Annotated in this window: 14 protein-coding genes; 13 read left to right on the plus strand and 1 reads right to left on the minus strand. The window is 56.0% G+C overall.

Features of this window, described 5'->3' with window-relative positions; all coding sequences use genetic code 11:
* Positions 1-62: 62 nt before the first annotated feature.
* Positions 63-2,612, minus strand: coding sequence for a peptidoglycan glycosyltransferase/peptidoglycan DD-transpeptidase MrcA (gene mrcA, locus LQK91_RS17915; protein ID WP_008926270.1), 2,550 nt, complete (start codon positions 2,610-2,612; stop codon positions 63-65).
* Between the two features lie 116 nt (positions 2,613-2,728).
* Between mrcA and pilM the strand changes: the two genes are divergently transcribed.
* From pilM to LQK91_RS17980, 13 genes are all read left to right on the plus strand, one after another.
* Positions 2,729-3,535: a pilus assembly protein PilM gene (gene pilM, locus LQK91_RS17920; RefSeq protein WP_039660864.1), complete on the plus strand. Its 807-nt coding sequence runs from the start codon at positions 2,729-2,731 to the stop codon at positions 3,533-3,535.
* Complete coding sequence (locus tag LQK91_RS17925; RefSeq protein ID WP_105099968.1) at positions 3,535-4,077, plus strand: PilN domain-containing protein; 543 nt, start codon at positions 3,535-3,537, stop codon at positions 4,075-4,077. The genes pilM and LQK91_RS17925 overlap by 1 nt, the downstream gene beginning before the upstream one ends.
* Complete coding sequence (locus LQK91_RS17930) at positions 4,070-4,567, plus strand: hypothetical protein (protein ID WP_105099969.1); 498 nt, start codon at positions 4,070-4,072, stop codon at positions 4,565-4,567. The genes LQK91_RS17925 and LQK91_RS17930 overlap by 8 nt, the downstream gene beginning before the upstream one ends.
* Positions 4,557-4,940, plus strand: a complete 384-nt coding sequence (locus LQK91_RS17935; RefSeq protein ID WP_039660823.1) for a HofP DNA utilization family protein — start codon at positions 4,557-4,559, stop codon at positions 4,938-4,940. The genes LQK91_RS17930 and LQK91_RS17935 overlap by 11 nt, the downstream gene beginning before the upstream one ends.
* Positions 4,879-6,150: a DNA uptake porin HofQ gene (gene hofQ / locus LQK91_RS17940; RefSeq protein ID WP_078805146.1), complete on the plus strand. Its 1,272-nt coding sequence runs from the start codon at positions 4,879-4,881 to the stop codon at positions 6,148-6,150. The genes LQK91_RS17935 and hofQ overlap by 62 nt, the downstream gene beginning before the upstream one ends.
* Positions 6,151-6,513: 363 nt before the next feature.
* On the plus strand, positions 6,514-7,035 hold the full coding sequence (gene aroK / locus LQK91_RS17945) for a shikimate kinase AroK (protein ID WP_003852989.1): 522 nt from the start codon (positions 6,514-6,516) through the stop codon (positions 7,033-7,035).
* A 38-nt stretch (positions 7,036-7,073) separates the two neighbouring features.
* A complete protein-coding gene (aroB, locus tag LQK91_RS17950) occupies positions 7,074-8,162 on the plus strand; it encodes a 3-dehydroquinate synthase (RefSeq protein ID WP_105099970.1) in 1,089 nt (362 codons plus the stop codon).
* Positions 8,163-8,234: 72 nt separating this feature from the next.
* Positions 8,235-9,281: an SPOR domain-containing protein gene (locus LQK91_RS17955; protein WP_105099971.1), complete on the plus strand. Its 1,047-nt coding sequence runs from the start codon at positions 8,235-8,237 to the stop codon at positions 9,279-9,281.
* A gap of 93 nt (positions 9,282-9,374) precedes the next feature.
* Complete coding sequence (gene dam / locus LQK91_RS17960; RefSeq protein ID WP_039660819.1) at positions 9,375-10,190, plus strand: adenine-specific DNA-methyltransferase; 816 nt, start codon at positions 9,375-9,377, stop codon at positions 10,188-10,190.
* Between the two features lie 67 nt (positions 10,191-10,257).
* Positions 10,258-10,941, plus strand: coding sequence for a ribulose-phosphate 3-epimerase (rpe, locus tag LQK91_RS17965; protein ID WP_003852981.1), 684 nt, complete (start codon positions 10,258-10,260; stop codon positions 10,939-10,941).
* Positions 10,925-11,602: a phosphoglycolate phosphatase gene (locus LQK91_RS17970; RefSeq protein ID WP_105099972.1), complete on the plus strand. Its 678-nt coding sequence runs from the start codon at positions 10,925-10,927 to the stop codon at positions 11,600-11,602. Before rpe ends, LQK91_RS17970 begins: the two co-directional genes overlap by 17 nt.
* 16 nt (positions 11,603-11,618) lie before the next feature.
* Complete coding sequence (gene trpS, locus LQK91_RS17975; RefSeq protein WP_003852975.1) at positions 11,619-12,620, plus strand: tryptophan--tRNA ligase; 1,002 nt, start codon at positions 11,619-11,621, stop codon at positions 12,618-12,620.
* A 404-nt stretch (positions 12,621-13,024) separates the two neighbouring features.
* Positions 13,025-14,302, plus strand: coding sequence for a cytosine deaminase (locus LQK91_RS17980; protein ID WP_003852974.1), 1,278 nt, complete (start codon positions 13,025-13,027; stop codon positions 14,300-14,302).
* Positions 14,303-14,337: the final 35 nt, after the last annotated feature.

Raw genomic sequence — 14,337 nt, forward strand, 5'->3', positions numbered from 1 at the left:
TTTAATGAATAAAAAAGCCGACAGATGTCGGCTTTTTTTATCGTGCAATAACAGGGATCACATCAGAACAGTTCGTGACTCTCGCCGTTATCCATAATAGTGGTACCCACATCGTGAACCGAATATTCGGTCGGCTGGGTACCATTGATGAAGTACTCCTGACGCGTGTTACCGCCGCCATTTGCCAGCTTGCCGGTACTGCGATCGATTGTCACCGTGACGACGCCATCCGGCGGTGTCAATGGCTGCACCGGTACACCGTCCAGCGCGCTCTTCATGAACTCATCCCATGCCGGTTGCGCACTCTTCGCGCCACCTTCATAGCCCGATATCTGATCGGGAATCGCGCCGGAAAGCGTACTGCGGCCCAGATTACGGCGCGCATCATCAAAACCGATCCAGACGGAGGTCACTACGCCAGGGCCGTAACCCGAGAACCAGGCATCTTTCGAGCTGTTGGTGGTACCGGTTTTCCCGCCGATATCATTACGTTTAAGGTCACGTCCGGCACGCCAGCCCGTTCCCATCCAGCCCGGTTCGCCAAAGATATTACTGTTCAGCGCGCTCCTGATGAGGAAGCTGAGCGGCGTATTGATCACGTGAGGTGCATATTGCTGATCGCCCTGCTGAGCCTGAGCAGGAACCTGCTCCAGTTCAGGCTGAGGAACTGCCTGATTCTGGTTGTTATTTGAGGCAGCAACGTTCTCAACACTCTCTTCATTCAGCGCCAGCGCTTTTTTGGTCTCACCATAGATCACCGGCAGATTGCACTGCGGACAGGCGATCTTCGGTTTCTCTTCAAAGACGGTGCCGCCCTGTTCGTTCTCAATCTTCGTAATGAAGTAAGGATCAACCAGGAAGCCGCCATTCGCCATCACGGAGTAGCCACGCACCACCTGTAATGGGGTGAATGAGGCCGCACCCAGTGCCAGCGACTCGGTGTGAACAATGTTCTGCGCCGGGAAACCAAAGCGCTGCAGATACTCTGCGGCATAATCCACGCCCATCGCACGCATCGCACGCACCATCACGACGTTTTTCGACTGACCTAATCCCTGACGCAGACGAATCGGACCATCGTAAGTTGGCGGTGAGTTTTTCGGACGCCAGTCTGCACCGGCACCTGCATCCCAGCGTGAAATCGGCACATCGTTCAGGATGGAGGCGAGCGTCAACCCGCGATCCATGGCGGCGGTATAAAGGAAAGGCTTGATGTTAGAGCCGACCTGGCGCAGTGCCTGGGTCGCACGGTTAAACATGCTCTGGTTAAAGGCAAAACCACCTACCAGCGCGCGCACCGCGCCATCATTCGGATCCAGTGAGACCAGTGCCGAGTTCACATCCGGCACCTGACCCAGCCACCAGTCGTCACCCACTTTACGCACCCAAATCTGCTGGCCAGCCTGCAGGACCTGCGTCACGCTTTTCGGCGTCGGGCCCTGCACGGTGTCAGACTTATAAGCACGCGCCCAGCGCACACCGGCTAATGACAGCGACACATTGCTGCCATCCTGCATCATGACGGTCGCTTCATCGCTGCGTGCTTCTGTCACGACGGCCGGGTGGAGCGGGCCATAAACCGGCAGCACCTTCAGCGCTTTCTCGATCTTCGTCTGATCCCAGGCCGGTTCACCCACTTTCCACAGCACGCTGGTCGGGCCGCGATAACCATGACGCATATCGTAGGCCATGACGTTATTGCGCACCGAGGTCTGCGCGGCTTCCTGCAGACGACGAGTCACGGTGGTGTAAACCTTGTAACCGTCGGTGTAGGCATTATTGCCGTAGCGTTTCACCATCTCCTGACGCACCATCTCGCTGAGATAAGGGGCAGAGAAAGCGATTTCCGGGCCATGATACTTCGCCACCAGCGGTGTATTACGGGCCTCGTCATATTGCTGCTGCGTGATGTAATGCTGATCCAGCATACGCGCCAGTACCACGTTGCGGCGCGACAGGGCGCGGCTCGGCGAGTAAAGCGGGTTAAAGGTAGACGGCGCTTTCGGCAGACCGGCAATCATCGCCATCTCACTCAGCGACAGCTGGTCAACGGGCTTACCGAAATAGACCTGTGAGGCTGCACCGACGCCATAAGCGCGATAGCCCAGGTAGATCTTATTCAGGTAGAGCTCAAGGATTTCATCTTTATTCAGCAACTGCTCAATGCGGATCGCCAGGAACGCTTCCTTTATTTTACGCATCAGGGTGCGTTCCGGACTCAGGAAGAAGTTACGGGCCAGCTGTTGAGTGATGGTACTTGCACCCTGTGAAGCATGACCGGAGACCAGTGCAATGCTGGCCGCACGGAAAATACCCACCGGATCAACACCATGGTGCTCATAAAAACGGCTGTCCTCGGTCGCAATAAACGCTTTCACCATGACAGGTGGCACTTGCTGCAGAGTCAAAGGGATACGGCGCATTTCGCCATACTGGGCGATCAGGTCGCCATCGGCGCTGTAAACCTGCATAGGGGTTTGCAGACGCACATCTTTCAGCGTGTTCACGTCGGGCAGCTGTGGCTCTATATATTTGTATAAACCATAAATCGAGCCAGCTCCCAACAGGATGCAACACACTGTAAGGATTAATAAATACTTTACGAACTTCACCTGGAATTTCCCATCTGTTGTCGTTTGAGCAGTTTATAAACAACCGCGCGGTAGTATAAAGGCAAGCCAGACGCTTTGATATGTCCATTTTCCCGGACGATAAGGAGATCGCGCGCATGGCTTTTCATACCTGGCAAATTGGGCTGGATATTCAGAATAGGCAGATTTGTGCCCTTGCCCTCCAGCCTCGTCGTGATGGCTGGCAGCTACGCCACTGGTGGCAGCAGCGGCTGCCGCAAGATACGTTAAGAAACGGCGTGCTGCAATCTTCGCCTGAATTACTGGCGGCCTTAACGGCATGGCGTCAGCGGTTGCCGCGTCGTTATTCGCTGCGTGTCGCACTGCCCGCCCGGCTGGTGTTACAGCGCCAGCTTCCCCTGCCTGCGCAGGCGCTGAACGAACCCGCGCTGGGGCATTACGTGCAGGCGGCCGCGCGCCGTCTCTTTCCTCTGGAGCCCACTGCGCTGGCGCTGGATTACCGGCCGGATGCAAAGCGTGATCAACTCTGCGTCACGGCAGCGCGGCTGGAGATTATCGATCAGTGGGCAGCGCCACTGTTACACTCAGGATTAAAGCCGCAGGTGTTTGAACTGACCACTAATGCGTTGAAGCGATTAGCCCGGCAGGCAGCACTGAAATCCGGCGCGGTACTGGTTCTGCAGCAGGATAACCGCTGGCTCTGGAGCGATGCGCACTCAGCGGCTGACATCGGCGAAGTCGCCACACTGGCGGCCCTGCGGCAGCAGGCTTTCCCCGACGCCAGTTTTGTTGCCTGGTGCGCCGCAGAGCCGGGTGTACTGCCCGCCGAAGCCACCCGCTTTTCCCCTTTTGATCTCTTTCGCTATAAGCAACCTCCTTTGCCGGAAAACCCGGGAGCCTTTGCGCTGGCGGCCGGGCTGGCGCTACGTGATGGAGATGAATAATGGTGGCGGTTAATCTGCTGCCCTGGCGGCAGCACCGTCGGCAACAGCAGCAGCGGCAGAGTCTGGTGATGCTGTTACTGATGCTGGGTACGTTGTTTCTGGTTGTTGTGCAACAAACCTGGCAGATCCATCAGGCGCGTCAGCAGGTGGCGCAGACGCGCAGTTTACAGCAGCAGGCGCTGGACGCTCTGGGACAACAACTCGCGCAGCAAAAGCAGTTACTCGCCCGGCTCGCCGTCGTACAAAAACAGCAGGCAAAGCAGCGTCAGCAGGCCGTGCAACTGGCTGCCTGGCAGCAGTTCTGGCTCAATTTACCCGTGTTGATGCCCGATTCCGCCTGGCTGGCCCGTCTGGAGAAGCGTGACAATCATCTGACTCTGGAGGGCCAGGCGCAGGATATGGCCTCGGTCCGGCAATTCCGCCAGCAGTTAACTACGGTCGCCCTGCTGGATCAGGTTAAGCAGGGCGGTGTAAAGCGGCAGGCCGATGGCAGTTATCGTTTTTCACTGCGGGCAACGGTCCAGGCGGTGGCTGATGAATGAGTGGTGGGAGCGGTGGTGGCAGATGGCCGCGCTTCCGCGTTACGGCTTGCTCGCCGCCCTCGCATTCTGCCTGCTCCTGCTCTCGTGGATTCTCTGGCTGCGGCCACAGCAGCAGGCGCTGACAACTGAAAAGGTGGTGCTGTTGCAGTTGACCCGTACCCTGCAGCAGCGCCAGCAGCAGTGGCGTCAGCATCCTGATAATGAGGTGTTGCAGGTGCAACTGGCGGAAATTCAGCGTGCCCGGTCTGTATCTGGCACATCAGGCCTGGCACTGGAAGCGATTCTGGCGGCACGTCGTAACCAACTGGAAGAGTGGCAGCCGGATGCACCCTCCCGCGTGCTGACGCTGCATCTGCAGTGGCCGGCATTCCAGTCGCTTTTTGCCGAGCTTGCCGATGCCTCCGCACCGTTTCCGGTTCATTTTCAGCTGCTGGCGCAGCCGCAGTTCCTGATCGCTCAACTCTGGCTGGAATCTGACGATGCGCCATAGCCTGCTGATTTTACTGCTGTGCTGTAGCAGTGTGGTGGCGCGTGATCCGTTCAGGCCGGTTGCCGGTTCAGTGTGTGAAGCGTCAGTGGAACCGCTCACTGGCTGGCGTCTGCAGGGGATCATTGGCCGGGAGGCGCATTTCCATGCCTGGCTGATTGGTCCGCAGAAGGAGATTGTCATCGCCCGCATCGGCAAACCTTTTCCTGTAGCGCCCTGGCAACTCACTGACATGACCCGCCGCAGCATCACCTTAGCGGTGCAAAACAGCTGCACCGCACAACAGACTACATTCTATTTAAAAGGACGTTCGTATGGTTTGGATAGCCACTCTGCTGCTGGTCATCAGCTGCCTGCTGCCGGTTTACGCCGCTGATGAGGAACCGCTCAGCCTGACATTTGATAATGCACCGGTAGAGCGTATTTTGCAGGCGCTGGCTGATTATCAGCAGATCAATCTGATGATTGCGCCAGAGGTGGAAGGTTCGTTATCGCTGCGGCTGGATAACCTGCCGTGGCATCAGGCGCTGGAGCTGGTGGCGCGCATGGCAAAGCTGACGCTGATTGAACAGGATAATGTCCTGCTGGTCTATCCGGAAAGCTGGCAACAGGCGCAACAGCAGGCTCGTGCGGCTGAGCAGCAGGCGCAGTTGCAGCAGGTACCTTTGCAGCAGCGCGCCGTCACATTGCGTTATGCCAGCGCCAGCGAGGTGCATGCCAGTCTGCTGAGTGAGCGGCAATCGCTGATGACGGCGCGCGGCAGCGTGACAGTCGATAAACGGACCAATGCGCTGTTACTGCGCGATACCGCAGCGGCTTTAAAAGAGACAGAACGCTGGATACGGGCGCTGGATCTGCCACTGGAGCAGATTGAGCTCTCAGCGCATATCGTTACCATCAGCGAAGAGCATTTGCAGGAGTTGGGGGTGAAGTGGGGATTGCAGGCGGGTGACGCCGCAGTGACTGACATTCTGCACCATCCCCGTCTGGATATCCCGCTGGCGTTGAGTTCACCCGGCATCAGCGTGGGGATGGCGCTGGCGCGTATAGGCGGCCAGCTTCTGGATCTGGAGTTAAGCGCGCTGGAACAGGAAAACCAGATTGAAATCATCGCCAGTCCGCGCCTCTTTACCTCACATCAGCAGACCGCATCGATTAAGCAGGGCACGGAGATTCCTTATGAAGTGTCAGCAGGAAACAGCGGGGCAACCAGTATTGAGTTTAAAGAAGCGGTGCTGGGCATGGAGGTGACACCGACCCTTTCCGGTAATGGCCGCATCCAGCTGAAAATTCGTATCAGCCAGAATATGCCGGGTCGCAGCATCAGAACCGGTGACAGCAACATATTATCCATTGATAAACAGGAAATTGAGACTCAGGTCACGGTCAGTGACGGGCAAACACTGGCGTTAGGGGGTATCTTTCAGCAGCAGCGTAGTCGTGGCGAGAATAAGGTGCCGCTACTGGGAAATGTGCCGCTGATTGGCGGGTTATTTCGCCAGCAATCTGAGCAGCGCAAAAAAAGAGAGCTGGTGATCTTCATTACGCCACGATTGGTCAGGGAAGCAGCGCTTACGGCTGGATAAAACGGAAAATGCGTCCCTTAAGGCCATCTGCGTTGACGCAGGAGAGGAATTAGCTTACAAGGTTTAGCGATTTTCAATACGGTGTAACCGTCTAGGCTGGGTAAATCCCGGCAAACAGATCAGAAAACTTCTCTGTAAGCAGCGTTGTAAAAGACGCAGCGCTGGCGCGTTACAGTTTCGCGAACACAGGCCAATTCAGAAATGGATGTGCTGAAGGCAATATAATCGGTTGCCAAACAGCCTTGAGTGTTGAGATAATTTTTCATCTGACTCTTGCTAACGCTCATGAGGTCTCAGTTCCTGTCCCGCCAGCGAATGCTGAACGCGGGGTATCATTAACGAATTCTTAGTAATACCGACAAAATGGCAGAGAAACGCAATATCTTTCTGGTTGGGCCGATGGGTGCCGGCAAAAGCACTATTGGCCGTCAGTTGGCTCAGCAACTCAACATGGAGTTCTTCGATTCCGATCAGGAAATTGAGCGACGCACCGGAGCGGATGTGGGCTGGGTTTTTGATGTCGAAGGCGAAGCTGGCTTTCGCGATCGCGAAGAAAAAATCATCAACGAACTGACCGAGAAGCAAGGCATCGTCCTGGCGACAGGCGGGGGTTCCGTCAAATCCCGGGAAACGCGTAATCGGCTCTCCGCTCGCGGTGTTGTGGTTTATCTTGAAACCACCATCGAGAAGCAACTGGCGCGCACCCAACGTGACAAAAAACGTCCGTTGTTGCAGGTGGATTCACCGCCGCGTGAAGTGCTCGAAGCGCTGGCTGGCGAACGTAACCCGCTCTACGAAGAGATCGCCGATGTAACCATTCGCACAGATGATCAGAGTGCGAAAGTGGTGGCGAATCAGATTATCCACATGTTGGAAAAAAGTTGATCCAACGTTCGAAGGCTCTTTAACAGGTATCGAGCATCATGGAGAAGATCACCGTCTCACTAGGGGAACGCAGTTACCCCATCACTATCGCCGCCGGACTGTTTAACGATCCGGCTTCTTTTTGGCCGCTACGCGCGGGCGAAAACGCCATGGTGGTGACAAACCAGACGCTGGCTCCGCTTTATCTTGACTCGCTTACAGCGCTGCTGAAGGCGGCTGGTGTAAAAGTGGATCAGGTGATCTTACCCGACGGCGAGCAATACAAGACGCTGGCCGTAATGGATCAGGTTTTTACCGCACTTCTGCAAAAGCCGCACGGTCGTGATACGACGCTTATCGCCTTAGGCGGTGGCGTCATTGGCGATCTTACCGGTTTTGCTGCGGCCAGTTATCAGCGTGGCGTACGCTTTATTCAGGTACCGACCACCTTACTGTCGCAGGTTGATTCTTCGGTTGGCGGTAAAACGGCCGTTAACCATCCGCTGGGCAAAAACATGATCGGCGCGTTTTATCAACCCGCGTCGGTGGTGATTGATACGGCCTGTCTGAAGACACTGCCCGCGCGCGAACTGGCGTCGGGTCTGGCGGAAGTCATTAAGTACGGCATCATTCTCGACGGGACATTTTTTGAGTGGCTGGAGCAGAATCTTGATGCTCTGCTGGCGCTGGATGAACAGGCGCTGGCGTACTGCATTCGTCGCTGCTGTGAGCTGAAAGCCGAGGTTGTTTCGGCCGATGAGCGTGAAAACGGTCAGCGGGCGTTGCTTAATCTGGGCCATACTTTTGGTCATGCGATTGAAGCACATATGGGCTATGGCAACTGGCTGCATGGTGAAGCCATTGCGGCAGGCATGGTGATGGCAGCACGAACGGCTGAACGTCTGGGGCAGTTCCAGGCGCAGGAGACCGACCGCATTATTGCGCTGTTCCGCCGTGCCGGTTTACCGGTGCATGGGCCGCAGGCGATGAGTGCGGAGATGTATCTGCCGCACATGATGCGCGATAAAAAAGTTCTGGCGGGCGAACTGCGGCTGATACTCCCGCTGTCGATTGGTCGCTCTGAAGTGCGTGGTGGCGTGGCACATGATATGGTGCTGGCTGCGATTAATGATTGTCAGCAACCCTGAGATTAAGCAGTTGAGTGGTGACGCGGCGCGCAGGGTGCGCAGTGCGGAATGCCGCTTTACGGAGGAGGCAAAATGGATGAGTTTAAACCGGAAGACGAGTTAAAACCTGACGCCAGCGACCGCCGTCCCTCGCGCCCGCGTAAGCCGTCTGCCGCAGCCAAAGTACCGGCGTCGCGCCAGCGCATCATGATGGGTGTCGGGATTCTGGTTCTGCTGTTACTGGTACTGGGTATTGGTTCAGCGCTGAATGGCCCGGATGAGAAAAAGCCAGCGACTGCGGGCACGACTCCTGCCGCCAGTGGCGGTTCCGGTAGCGAGAAGAATATCGATCTGGGCGGCTCCTCTTCCATGTCAGCCGGGCAGACTCCTCCGTCAGGTCAAACCACGCCAGCGCCTGACGCAAATAACGCATCGACCAGCGGTGAGGGTGCCTCTGCTCCTCAGCGTGACGTTTCCATGCCGCCTGTGGCGTCAACGCCTACCCAGGCCGCGCCGGTTGGCGCGCCAGCAAATCAGCAGCGCGTCACGCTGCCAGGCGATCTGAACAGCGCGCTGACGAATCAGCAGCAGCAGGTCGATAACGCTGCGATGGGAACGCAGGGTGGCAGTTCACTGCCGACGGCGCCCGCGACGGTCAGCGGTAATGCAGGAACGGCAGCCAATCCTGTCGCCGTACCTTCACGTCAGACGCCCAACAAATCCAGTGCTTCTGCACGTCCGGCGCATGATTCATCGCATAAAACGGCGTCGAAACCTGCAACCCGTGACAGCAAAACGCATACCACGCCAGCGCATTCCCCAGCCAGTTCTGCTCCGGCCACTGCGTCCACCGGCAGCAGTTCAGCCAGCAAATCCGTGCCAGGCGGCAGCTATACGCTGCAGCTGAGCGGTGCATCGAAGGCGGAAAGCCTGAATGCCTGGGCTAAACAACAGAATCTGAGCGGGTATCACGTCTACAAAACCACCCGTAACGGTCAGCCGTGGTATGTGCTGGTGAGTGGATCTTATGCCACACCGGCGGATGCCAAACGCGCTGTCGCGTCGCTGCCTGCGGAAGTACGTGCAAAAAACCCATGGGTAAAACCCGTTAGCCAGGTGAAGAAAGAAGCCAGCCAATAGCGGATGTGGGGCCATGTTCTGGCCCCGTTTTAAGCGCAGATATGCTGTCGGTAAAGCCACAGCCTCACAATAAGATGTAATAACCACGACAGCATGAAAAAAAATCGCGCTTTCCTGAAATGGGCAGGGGGAAAATTTCCCTTAGTAGAAGAGATCCATCGTCACCTGCCGCAAGGCGACTGTCTGGTCGAGCCCTTTGTGGGTGCAGGTTCAGTGTTTCTGAACACGGAGTTTGATCGCTACCATCTTGCAGATATCAACAGTGACCTGATTAATCTCTACAACATTGTTAAAACGCGCACGGCGGATTTCATTCGTGACGCGCAGCTGCTGTTTACGCCGGAAGGTAACAACGAGATCTGTTATTACCAGCGGCGCACCGAATTCAACACCAGCACCGACGCCTACCAGCGCGCGCTGCTGTTCCTCTATCTGAACCGTCACTGTTACAACGGCCTCTGTCGCTATAACCTGCGTGGTGAGTTCAACGTGCCGTTTGGCCGCTATCGCAAACCCTACTTTCCGGAAGCAGAACTGTTATGGTTTGCCGAGCGCGCGCAAAAAGCGACGTTTGTCTGTGAATCGTACGATGTTACGCTGACCAATGCTGGCAAGGGCTCTGTGGTCTATTGCGATCCGCCTTATGCCCCGCTGTCGGCAACGGCTAATTTCACGGCTTATCACACCAACAGCTTCAGTCTTCGCGAGCAGGAGAATCTGGCGGCGTTAGCGGCACAGCTCGCTTCGTCGGAGAACCGTATTCCGGTTCTGATTTCTAACCACGACACTGCACTGACGCGTTTGTGGTATCAGGATGCAGTGTTACATGTGGTCAAAGCCCGGCGTTCTATCAGCCGAAGCATAACGGGTCGCACCAAGGTCGACGAACTGCTGGCACTTTATCGCTAGTCTGTTTCGTCCGCGACCAACGCATCACGCCAGCCTCCGGGCTGGCGCACAACAGTGGGAGAATCGGATGAAACAATATTTGCTGGCCCCTTCAATCCTTTCGGCGGACTTTGCCCGTCTGGGCGAAGACACAGCCAAAGCGCTGGCGGCCGGAGGTGACGTGGTGCACTTCGACGTGATGGATAACCACTACGTCCCTAATCTGACCATGGGTCCGATGGTGCTAAAAGCACTGCGGGACTATGGCATCACCGCTCCCATCGATGTGCATCTGATGGTGAAGCCGGTAGATGCGCTGATCCCTGAGTTCGCCAAAGCCGGCGCCACTTACATCACCTTTCATCCCGAAGCCAGCGAACATGTTGACCGCACCCTGCAATTGATTAAAGAGCATGGCTGTAAAGCAGGTCTGGTGTTTAACCCGGCGACCCCGCTTAGCTATCTGGATTACGTCATGGATAAGCTGGATATCATTCTGCTGATGTCAGTGAACCCTGGTTTTGGCGGTCAGTCATTTATTCCCGGCACCCTGGATAAACTGCGTGAAGCGCGCAGGCGTATCGATCAGAGCGGTTACAACATTCGCCTTGAAGTGGATGGCGGCGTGAAGATCGACAATATCCGCGAGATAGCGGCTGCCGGTGCTGACATGTTTGTCGCCGGTTCTGCCATCTTCGGTCATCCTGACTATAAAAAAGTGATCGACGACATGCGCAATGAACTGGAGAAAGCCAATGGCTCATTTCACTGAGATTCGTGCGCTGGCGTTTGATCTCGATGGCACGCTGGTGGATAGCGCGCCAGGTCTTGCTGATGCGATCGACCGCACGCTGAGCGATCTCCGCCTGCCGCAGGCGGGCCTTGAGCGGGTCTCCACCTGGATCGGCAACGGTGCCGATATCATGATGGCCCGCGCGCTGACCTTCGCGCTGGGTCGCGAACCGCAGCCTGAAGAGCAGCGTGATGCGCGGGCGTTGTTTGACCGGCACTACGCCGATACGGTAGAGGCGGGTAGCACGCTGTTTCCACAGGTAAAACAGACGCTGGAGGCATTAAAGGCTTCCGGATTGCCGATGGCGATTGTGACGAACAAGCCGACGCCGTTTGTGGCACCGTTACTGGAATCGCTGGGCATTGCCGATGCGTTTTCGCTGATTATTGGTGGCGACGATGTGCCGTTTAAAAAACCGCACCCTGCAGCGATCTTTATGGTGCTGGGCACCTTCGGCGTATTGCAGAATGAGTTGCTGTTTGTTGGCGACTCTCGCAATGATATTCAGGCGGCGCAGGCGGCAGGCGTACCGAATGTGGGTATGACCTTTGGTTATAATTATGGCGAGCCGATTGCGACCAGCCAGCCCGATTTAACCCTCGACTCTTTCGACGAACTTTTGCCCGCTCTGGGGCTGTAAATATCAGGACTTAAGTATGAAACCCATCGTTTTCAGCGGCGCACAGCCGTCCGGCGAACTGACCATTGGCAACTATATGGGAGCGCTGCGTCAGTGGGTGCAGATGCAGGATGATTTCCACTGTATTTACTGCATCGTTGATCTGCACGCAATCACCGTGCGTCAGGATCCTGCAGCACTGCGCAAAGCGACGCTGGACACGCTGGCGCTTTATCTGGCCTGTGGTATCGACCCGGAAAAAAGCACCATCTTTGTTCAGTCGCATGTGCCAGAACACACGCAGCTGAGCTGGATCCTGAACTGCTACGCCTACTTCGGTGAACTGAGCCGCATGACGCAGTTCAAAGATAAATCAGCGCGCTACGAAGAGAACATCAACGCTGGTCTGTTCGATTATCCGGTGCTGATGGCGGCGGACATTCTGCTTTATCAGACCAATCAGGTGCCGGTGGGTGAAGATCAGAAGCAGCATCTGGAGCTGAGCCGCGATATCGCACATCGCTTCAATGCGATCTATGGCGACATATTCAGAGTGCCAGAGCCGTTCATTCCGAAATCGGGTGCGCGCGTCATGTCGCTGCTGGAACCGACCAAAAAAATGTCCAAGTCTGACGATAACCGCAATAACGTTATCGGCCTGCTGGAAGATCCGAAAGCGGTCGTGAAGAAGATCAAACGTGCCGTTACTGATTCTGAAGAGCCGCCAGTGGTGCGCTACGACATCAAAGAGAAAGCGGGCGTGTCTAACCTGCTGGATATTCTGTCAGGCGTGACCGGTAAAACCATTGCTGAGCTGGAGCAGGAGTTCGAAGGCAAAATGTATGGTCATCTGAAAGGCGCGGTAGCCGATGCTGTGTCGGGCATGCTCTCTGAGCTTCAGGAGCGTTATCATCGCTTCCGCAACGATGAAGCCCTGCTGGAGCAGGTAATGCGTGATGGCGCGGCCAAAGCACGCGCACAGGCGCAGGAAACGCTGAAGAAGGTTTATCAGGCGGTAGGCTTTGTCGCGATGCCATAATGGCTGAGCAGACAAACAACGCGGCGGGCTTTGTGCCCGCCGTTTTTATTTGCAGGATTTAAAACCAGCGCAGGCTGTCACGCAGACTCACCACGCTGCCGATGATCATCAGGCTGGGACTGATCACCTGTCCGGCTGGCCGACCATGCCGTTACCAATAACGACGACATTGTGCTTGCTCATTTTTGCCTCAAATTTGCGATATCTGCGGCTACAATAGCGCGCCCTTTCTGACGCTTATTGATATACATCAACCACGGCCCTATATACCCATTAATATGTATGACTTTGATTTTAATTAAGTTTATCTGGCGTGGCTAACCTGCTGAATATCCTGCATTGCCGTGCGTGGTATGAATCGTGCTAGTTTTAACCACTCAGGTTAACCGGATAAGGAATCAGCCATGTTGTCACCTAAGTGGATCAATAACGTGCGTTTACCCTGGCGGGAAGGATTGTGGCAAATCGAAATCGCCGACGGAAAAATTGCCCGCATTTCAGCTCAGCCGCAGCAGCCTTCACCCGCGGATCAATCACTGGACGGTGAGGGCGGCTTAGCCTGCGCGCCCTTTATTGAGCCTCATATTCATCTGGATACCACCCAGACGGCGGGTGAACCGGCATGGAATCAGTCCGGGACGCTGTTTGAAGGCATTGAGCGCTGGGCCGAACGCAAGGCGCTGCTCAGCCACGAAGATGTTAAACAGCGGGCGTTGCAGACGCTGAAGTGGCAGATCGCCAACGGTATCCAGTTTGTCCGCACTCACGTTGACGTGTCCGATCCGTCACTGACGGCGCTGAAAGCGATGCTGGAGCTGAAAGCGGAGATGGCCCCATGGATCACCCTTCAGATTGTCGCGTTTCCTCAGGAGGGCATTCTCTCTTATCCCAACGGCGAAGCATTGCTGGAAGAGGCGTTACGGCTGGGCGCGGATGTGGTCGGCGCCATTCCGCACTACGAATTCACCCGCGAATATGGCGTCGAGTCGCTGCATAAAACCTTTGCGCTGGCTAACCGCTACGACCGGCTGATCGATGTTCACTGCGATGAGATTGATGATGAACAGTCGCGTTTTGTGGAAACCGTGGCGGCGCTGGCACATCGCGATGGCAACGGCGCACGTGTGACGGCCAGTCATACCACCGCAATGCACTCTTACAATGGCGCGTACGCCTCACGGCTGTTCCGGCTGCTTAAACTGTCGGGCATTAACTTTGTTGCCAATCCGCTGGTCAATATTCATCTGCAGGGTCGCTTTGACACCTATCCTAAGCGGCGCGGGATAACGCGCGTAAAAGAGATGCTGGAGGCAGAGATTAACGTCTGCTTCGGCCACGACGATGTGTTTGATCCCTGGTATCCGCTGGGCACCGCCAATATGCTCCAGGTGTTGCATATGGGCTTACATGTCTGTCAGCTGATGGGCTATGAGCAGATTGATGCGGGTCTGGATTTGATTACGCATAACAGCGCGAAGACGATGCAGCTGTCAGGTTATGGCATTCAGAGCGGCAACGAGGCCAGCCTGATCATTCTGCCAGCGGAAAGCGGTTTTGATGCGGTCAGAAGGCAGGTGCCGGTGCGCTATTCATTGCGTCGTGGTGTCGTGGTGGCAGAGACAAAGCCCGCAGAAAGCGAGATTTACTGGCGGGAACGGGAGCGCATCGACTTCCGGCGGTAGAAAGCAGAGCGGCGATGACTCGCCGCTCTGAAGGA

The sequence above is a fragment of the Pantoea sp. MHSD4 genome (genome assembly GCF_021043305.1).
Lineage (GTDB): Bacteria > Pseudomonadota > Gammaproteobacteria > Enterobacterales > Enterobacteriaceae > Pantoea > Pantoea eucalypti.